Source organism: Streptomyces yerevanensis (assembly GCF_000716805.1).
GTDB classification, from domain to species: Bacteria; Actinomycetota; Actinomycetes; order Streptomycetales; family Streptomycetaceae; genus Streptomyces; species Streptomyces flaveus.
The window spans coordinates 1-7,842 of sequence record NZ_JNWJ01000128.1 but is presented as its reverse complement, the minus strand read 5'-3'; the positions used below and the strand labels follow the sequence as shown (position 1 = coordinate 7,842).

At 69.7% G+C, this 7,842-nt stretch carries 7 protein-coding genes; all 7 read left to right on the top strand.

Annotated elements, in window-relative coordinates:
* The coding region (locus tag OP79_RS47805) for a sugar ABC transporter ATP-binding protein (RefSeq protein WP_033329509.1) at positions 1-397 on the top strand (397 nt) is incomplete at its 5' end.
* Between the two features lie 73 nt (positions 398-470).
* A complete protein-coding gene (locus OP79_RS47800; protein ID WP_033329508.1) occupies positions 471-1,328 on the top strand; it encodes a sugar phosphate isomerase/epimerase family protein in 858 nt (285 codons plus the stop codon).
* An 86-nt stretch (positions 1,329-1,414) separates the two neighbouring features.
* A complete protein-coding gene (gene iolC, locus OP79_RS47795; RefSeq protein WP_033329507.1) occupies positions 1,415-2,392 on the top strand; it encodes a 5-dehydro-2-deoxygluconokinase in 978 nt (325 codons plus the stop codon).
* Between the two features lie 4 nt (positions 2,393-2,396).
* Positions 2,397-3,269 carry a Cgl0159 family (beta/alpha)8-fold protein gene (locus OP79_RS47790; protein WP_033329506.1) on the top strand — a complete coding sequence of 291 codons (873 nt, stop codon included), beginning with the start codon at positions 2,397-2,399 and terminating at the stop codon, positions 3,267-3,269.
* Complete coding sequence (iolB, locus tag OP79_RS47785) at positions 3,266-4,183, top strand: 5-deoxy-glucuronate isomerase (protein WP_033329505.1); 918 nt, start codon at positions 3,266-3,268, stop codon at positions 4,181-4,183. The genes OP79_RS47790 and iolB overlap by 4 nt, the downstream gene beginning before the upstream one ends.
* The gene (gene iolD / locus OP79_RS47780; protein ID WP_033329504.1) at positions 4,180-6,063 is read left to right on the top strand and encodes a 3D-(3,5/4)-trihydroxycyclohexane-1,2-dione acylhydrolase (decyclizing); all 1,884 of its coding nucleotides are present in this window, start codon (positions 4,180-4,182) and stop codon (positions 6,061-6,063) included. The genes iolB and iolD overlap by 4 nt, the downstream gene beginning before the upstream one ends.
* Positions 6,064-6,092: 29 nt before the next feature.
* Positions 6,093-7,595 (top strand): CoA-acylating methylmalonate-semialdehyde dehydrogenase, encoded by a 1,503-nt coding sequence (locus OP79_RS47775; RefSeq protein WP_033329503.1) that lies wholly within the window; start codon positions 6,093-6,095, stop codon positions 7,593-7,595.
* Positions 7,596-7,842 lie beyond the last annotated feature (247 nt).

The window sequence follows — 7,842 nt, the reverse complement described above, 5'->3', positions numbered from 1 at the left end:
CGTGGCCATCGCCCGCGCCGTCTACTTCGGCGCCCGCGTCCTCATCCTGGACGAGCCGACCGCCGCGCTCGGCGTCAAGCAGTCCGGCGTCGTGCTGAAATACATCGCCGCCGCCCGCGACCGCGGACTCGGCGTCATCTTCATCACCCACAACCCGCACCACGCCTACATGGTCGGCGACAACTTCAGCGTGCTGCGCCTGGGCACCATGGAACTGTCCGCCGACCGCAGCCAGGTCAGCCTGGAAGAGCTCACCAACCACATGGCGGGCGGTGCCGAACTCGCCGCGCTCAAACACGAGTTGGCGCAGGTCCGCGGCGTCGACGTCGATGAACTCCCGGAAGAGGAAGACCTCACCGCACCCGTGGCGGCCTCGTCCGAGGTCTCACCTCCCTGACAACGGCGTCGCCGCACGCGTACGGCGACAGCGACACTCCGCCCCCGTCACCCTGATCCGAAGGCATTTCCCCATGAAGATCGCCCTCGACCCGTACATGATCCGTCACGTGCCCCTGCTCGAACTGCCTTCTGTAGTGGCCGAGTTGGGCTACGAGTGGATCGAGCTGTCTCCCCGGGAGGACTTCATTCCCTTCTTCCGTCATCCGCGCGTGGACGACGCGACGGTGCGGAAGTTCCGTAAGGCGCTGGACGCGGCGGGCGTCGGCATCTCCTCGTTGCTGCCGCTGTTCCGCTGGTCCGGCCCGGACGAGGATGCCCGGCAGGCCGCCGTACGGTACTGGAAGCGCTCGATCCAGATCGCCGCCGACCTCGGCGTGGACAGCATGATCTCGGAGTTCAACGGGCGACCGGAGGACCCCGACCGCAGTGAGGCGCAGTTCTGGAAGTCGCTGGACGAGCTGCTGCCGGTGTTCGAGCGCGAGGGCGTCAAGCTGGCGCTGGAGCCGCACCCGGACGACTTCATCGAGAACGGCTACGACGCAATCAACCTGATCCGGGGCATCAACAACCCCAACGTCACGTTCCTCTACTGCGCCCCGCACACCTTCCACATCGGCAACGACGCCCCCGGCATCATCGAGTACGCGGGCGACCTGCTCACCCACGTCCACCTCGCCGACGCCCTCGACCACACGGCGTCCTCGGGCAACCGCTACATCCTCAACCCGCCCGGCACCCCGGCCCGCATCCACCAGCACCTCGACATGGGGCAGGGCGAGGTGGACTTCGACGAGCTCTTCCGTGAGCTGCGCGCGAACGGCTTCGACGGCACGCTGACCGCCTGCGTGTTCGCCTGGGAAGAACGCGCCAAGGAGTCCTCGGTGTTCATGCGCAAGAAGATCGACGAGTACCTGACCACCTGGTCGTGATGGGGCATCGCACTTCCAGAAGCGTTGCTGAAGAGTTTTAAATCCACCACTCCCCGGAGTCTCCGGAGCGAAGGGAAACCAGAGAAATGCCGTTCGAAGTGCTGACCATCGGCCGGGTGGGAGTAGATGTGTATCCGCTCCAGACGGGCGTGGGGCTGGCGGAGGTCACCTCGTTCGGCAAGTACCTGGGCGGCAGCCCGACGAACGTGGCCGTGGCCGCCGCCCGTTACGGCCACTCCGCCGCCGTGATCACCAAGACCGGCCGGGACCCGTTCGGGGACTTCGTCCGTCAGGCGCTGGAGGGTTACGGCGTCGACGCCCGGTTCGTGGGTACGTCGGACATCGCGCCGACGCCGGTGACGTTCTGCGAGATCTTCCCGCCGGACGACTTCCCCCTGTACTTCTACCGCCTGCCGAAGGCGCCCGACCTGGACATCGAGGCCGGTGAACTGGACCTGGACGCGGTGCGCGACGCCGGGATCTTCTGGGTGACCGGGACCGGACTGAGTGAGGAGCCGAGCCGTTCGGCCACGCTGGCCGCGCTGGCCACCCGGGCGAAGGCCGGGCCGACGGTCTTCGACCTGGACTGGCGGCAGATGTTCTGGACGGATCCGTCCCAGGCACGCGCGTACTACACCGAGGCGCTGCGGCACATGACGGTGGCGGTGGGCAACCTCGACGAGTGCGAGGTGGCCACCGGTGAGCGCGAGCCGTACGCCGCCGCCAAGGCGCTGCTGGCCGCCGGGGTGGAGCTGGCCGTGGTCAAGCAGGGGCCGAAGGGTGTGCTGGCGATGGACCGGGACGGCTCTGCCGTCGAGGTCCCCCCGGTGCCGGTGGACGTGGTCAACGGGCTCGGCGCCGGGGACGCCTTCGGCGGCGCCCTGTGCCACGGGCTGCTGTCCGGCTGGGACACCCGGCGCACGGTGACCTTCGCCAACGCCGCCGGTGCCGTCGTCGCCGGCCGGCTGTCCTGCTCCGACGCCATGCCGACCGAGGCCGAGGTCGACGCCAAGCTCCGCGAGGCCGCCTCCCTCGCCCCCACCTCCGTAGAACGAAAGGCGTGACGCCGTGCTGTCCGACAACTTGAGCCGGATCGTGTCCGCCCGGGTGGGCGACCCCGGCGCCATCGCGGCCGCCGCCGCACGCCGTGTGAGAGCCTCTTCGCTGCTCGGCGAGCACGGCAAAGCCATGATCATCGCCGCCGACCATCCGGCGCGTGGCGCGGGCGGCGTCGGCGGTGACCCGAGTGCGATGGCCGACCGCGCCCGGCTGCTGGACCGGCTGTGCATCGCTCTGAACCGGCCCGGCGTGACCGGTGTGCTGGCCACCGCCGACATCCTCGAAGACCTGCTGCTGCTCGACGTCCTCGACGGCAAGAGCGTCTTCGGCTCCATGAACCGGGCGGGTCTCGCAGGTTCGGTGTTCGAGATCGACGACCGGTTCACCGGCTACGACGCCGCGACCATCGCCGCGATGGGCTTCGACGGCGGCAAGATGCTCACCCGCATCGCCCTGGACGATCCGGCCACCCCGTCGGTGCTGGAGAACACCGCCCGCGCCGTCGACGAGCTCAACGACCGTCAGCTGATCGCCATGGTCGAGCCGTTCATGTCCGCCTGGCGGGACGGGAGGATTCGCAACGACCTGTCGACGGACGCCGTCATCAAGTCGATCACCATCGCCTCCGGGCTGGGCCGGCGCACCGCTTACACCTGGCTGAAGCTGCCGGTCGTGGACGACATGGAACGCGTCCTGGCCTCCTCCACCCTGCCCGCCCTTCTGCTCGGCGGCGAGGTCAAGGATGCCGACGCGGCCTTCGAGTCCTGGGGCAAGGCACTGAAACAGCCCACCGCGCAGGGCCTGGTCGTGGGCCGCTCCCTGCTCTACCCCGCGGGCGGCGACGTCGCCGGCGCCGTCGACAAGGCGGTGAGCCTGCTGTGACCGGGACGAGCAAGTACTACCTGCCGAACGGAACTTCGGCCGACGGGCCCTACGACCTCCTGGTCACGCCGGAGTCGGCGGGCTGGGGACACTCCGGCCTCAGGATCCTGACCCTGCGGCCGGGCGAGGCGCACGCCCTGTCCACCGAGGAGTCGGAGTTCCTGGTGCTGCCGCTGTCGGGCGGCTGCACCGTCACGGTCGACGGGCAGGCCTTCGAACTCGATGGCAGGACGGGGGTGTTCGCCTCGGTCACCGACTTCGCGTACCTGCCGCGCGCGTCGGAGGCCCTGATCAGCAGTGCAAACGGTGGGAGGTTCGCGCTGCCCTCCGCCCGTACCGAGCAGGGAGGTCACTCAGCTCGGTACGGGCGCAAGGAGGACGTCCCGGTCGAACTGCGCGGTGCGGGCGCGTGTTCGAGACAGGTCAACAACTACTGCCTGCCGGGGACGTTCGAGGCCGAGCAGCTGCTGGTGTGCGAGGTCCTCACGCCGGGTGGCAACTGGTCGTCGTATCCGCCGCACAAGCACGACGAAGCCCGCCCGGGCGTCGAGTCGGAGCTGGAGGAGATCTACTACTTCGAGGTCGCCGGCGATGGGAACGGCTTCGGCTACCTGGGGGTGCCCCCGCGCGAGCGAAGCCGAGCGTGGGGGAGGGTCTACGGCACTCCCGAGCGGCCGATCGACGTGCTCGCCGAGGTCCGTTCCGGGGACACGGTGCTGATCCCGCACGGCTGGCACGGGCCCTCCATCGCCGCGCCCGGCTACGACCTCTACTACCTCAACGTCATGGCCGGTCCCGGCCAGGACCGCGCCTGGCTGATCTGCGACGACCCCGCCCACGGCTGGGTCCGCGACACCTGGCGGTCCCAGGACGTCGACGACCGGCTCCCCTTCGAAGGATCCCGCCAGCGATGAACACCGTACGACTCACCACCGCCCAGGCCCTGGTGCGCTTCCTCGCCAACCAGTACAGCGAGCGCGACGGCCAGGAACAGCGGCTCATCCCCGGCGTGTGGGGCATCTTCGGCCACGGCAACGTCGCCGGCGTCGGACAGGCCCTGCTGCAGGCCGCCACCACCGGCGAGGCCGACCTGCCCTACTACCTCGCCCGCAACGAACAGGGCATGGTGCACGCCTCGGTGGCCTACGCCAAGATGCGCGACCGGCTGGCCACCTTCGCCTGCACGGCCTCCACCGGCCCCGGCTCGACGAACATGATCACGGGTGCGGCGCTGGCCACCACCAACCGGCTGCCCGTGCTGCTGCTGCCGTCCGACATGTTCGCCACGCGTGCCGCCGACCCGGTGCTGCAGCAGTTGGAGGACACCCGCGGCGGGGATGTCACCGTCAACGACGCCTTCCGGGCCGTATCGAAGTACTTCGACCGCATCTCCCGTCCCGAGCAGCTCATCCCGGCCGCGCTGGCCGCGGTGCGGGTGCTGACCGATCCGGTGGAGACCGGCGCTGTCACGCTCGCGCTGCCTCAGGACGTGCAGGCGGAGGCGTACGACTGGCCGGTGTCGTTCTTCCGGCGCCGGGTGTGGCATGTGGGCCGCCCGGTGCCCGAGCCGGCCGCGGTCGAGCGGGCCGCGGCGCTGCTGCGGAACACGAAGAAGCCGCTGATCGTCGTCGGCGGGGGCGCCGTCTACTCCGGCGCCGAGACCGCGCTGCGCGCCTTCGCCGAGGCGACCGGCGTCCCGGTCGCCGACACCCACGCCGGCAAGGGCGCTGTGCCCTGGGACCACCCCTGCGCGGTCGGCGGCATCGGCTCCACCGGCTCGTACGCGGCAAACGAGCTGGCTCGCGAGGCCGATGTCGTGCTGGGCATCGGCACCCGTTACTCGGACTTCACCACCGCCAGCCACACCGTGTTCGGCAACCCCGACGTCACCTTCGTCAACCTCAACGTCGCCCGCCTCGACGCCGTCAAGCACTCCGCCGAACCCCTGGTCGCCGACGCGCGACTCGGCATCCAGGCCCTCGCCGGAGCGCTCACGGACTGGGAGGTGGAGCCGTCGTATCGGCAGCGGACCCGTCAACTGATCGCCCGTACAAGGGAGATCGAGGAGGAGTGCTTCGCCCCCGGCCGCAACATCGGTGACCTGCCCGCCCAGACGCAGATCCTGGGCGCCCTCAACGGCGTCCTCGATGACCGGGCGGTCGTGATCAATGCGGCGGGGTCGATGCCCGGTGACCTCCAGCAGCTGTGGCGGGCCCGCGATCCGAAGGCCTACCACGTGGAGTACGCCTACTCCTGTATGGGCTACGAGATCGCCGCCGGCGTCGGTGCGAAGATGGCCGATCCGTCGCGCGAGGTCGTCGTGCTGGTCGGCGACGGCTCGTATCTGATGATGGCTCAGGAGATCGTGACCATGGTCTCCGAGGGACTGAAGGTCATCATCGTCCTCGTCCAGAACCACGGCTTCGCCTCCATCGGCGCCCTGTCGGAGTCGCTCGGCTCACAGCGCTTCGGCACCAAGTACCGCTACCGCAACGGCGATTCGGGCCAGCTGGACGGCGATGTCCTGCCCGTCGACCTGGCAGCGAATGCCTCCTCGCTCGGCGCGGACGTGCTGCACGCCACCAGCGTCGAGGACTTCCGCTGGGCGATGGAGAAGGCCAAGGCCGCCACCCGCACCACCGTCGTGCACGTCGAGACCGACCTCTACGGACCCAACCCGCCCGGCCACGGCTGGTGGGAGGTCCCGGTCAGCCAGACCTCCGCCCTCGACACCACCCGCGCCGCATACGACACGTACACCGCCCACAAGCAGGCTCAGCGCCACTACCTGTAACACTCTCGTCCCCGAAGGAAACCCGCACCGTGACCACCATCCAGCACTGGATCAACGGCTCCGCCAGGCAGGGCGCCGCCACCGCCACCCAGCCGGTCTTCAACCCGGCCACCGGTGCCGAGCAGGCCCAGGTCGTCCTCGGCACAGCCGCCGACGTGGAGGCTGCCGTGCAGGCCGCCTCCGCCGCGTTCGAGACCTGGTCGGAGTCCTCCCTCACCCAGCGCACCCAGGTCATGTTCGCCTTCCGCCAGCTCCTCCTCGACCACGAGGAAGAACTCGGCCGGATCATCTCCGCCGAGCACGGCAAGACCGTCGACGACGCCCGCGGCGAGATCACCCGCGGCCGGGAAGTCGTCGAATTCGCCTGCGGCCTCGGCGACGTCCTCAAAGGCTCCTTCTCCGACCAGGTCTCCCGCGGCATCGACGTGCACAACTTCCGCCAGCCGCTGGGGGTTGTCGCGGGCATCACACCGTTCAACTTCCCTGCCATGGTGCCCCTGTGGATGCACCCCATCGCCATAGCGACCGGCAACACCTTCATTCTCAAGCCGTCCGAGCGCGACCCGTCGGCCGCGAACTTCGTCGCCGGCCTGTACCAGAAGGCCGGTCTCCCGGACGGCGTCTTCAACGTCGTGCACGGCGGCAAGGACGCGGTCGACGCGATCCTGATCCACCCCGGCATCGAGGCGGTGTCCTTCGTGGGATCGACGCCGATCGCCAAGTACGTGCATGAGCAGGCGACTTCACACGGCAAGCGCGTCCAGGCACTCGGCGGCGCCAAGAACCACGCCGTCGTCCTGCCCGACGCCGACCTCGAGTTCGCCGCGAACCACATCACCGCCGGGGCCTATGGCTCGGCCGGCGAGCGCTGCATGGCCGTCTCCGTCGCCGTCGCCGTGGGTGACGCGGCCGACGCCCTGGTCGCGGTACTGGAGCGCAAGGCCCGTGAGGTTGAGGTCGGCCCGGGCGACCGGCCCGGCACCGAGATGGGCCCGCTGGTCACCAAGGCCGCTCAGGAACGCGTCGAGAACGCCGTCACCACCGCCCACGCCGAGGGCGCCACCGTCGTCGTCGACGGCCGCGGCCTGAAGATCGACGACCCCGCGTACGCCGACGGCTTCTTCACCGGCCCATCCCTCCTCGACCACGTCACCACCGAGATGGAGGCGTACCGGGAGGAGCTCTTCGGTCCGGTCCTCGCGATCGTCCGCGCCGCGTCCCTCGACGAGGCCATCGACCTGATCAACGCCAACCCCTACGGCAACGGCACCGCCCTGTTCACCGCCTCCGGCGAGGCCGCCCGCCGCTTCCAGCGCAAGATCAAGGTCGGCATGATCGGCATCAACGTCCCGGTCCCGGTCCCGATGTCGTACTACTCCTTCGGCGGCTGGAAGGACTCCCTCATCGGTGACTCGCCGATCCATGGCCCCGAAGGCCTCCGCTTCTACACACGCCCCAAGGTCGTCACCACCCGCTGGCCCCAACCCGCCCAGCAACTCACCGCCGGCTTCAACTTCCCCACCTCCAACTGAGCGACGATCGCGACAGCCCCATTGCGGGCCTACCCCTCGAACGCGGTCACCGTCAGTCCCACCTCCGCCGGCGGTTCGCCGCCTGATCATCACTCCTTTGAAGGGCACCGCCATGACCACGTCCGCCAAGCCCCTCTCCGTCGCGGTGATCGGCGCCGGCATGGCCGGCCGCAGTCACGCGGCCGGTTACCGCAACGTCAACACGGTCTTCGGGGCCGGTCTGCCGCCCGTCCGGCTGGCCGCGATC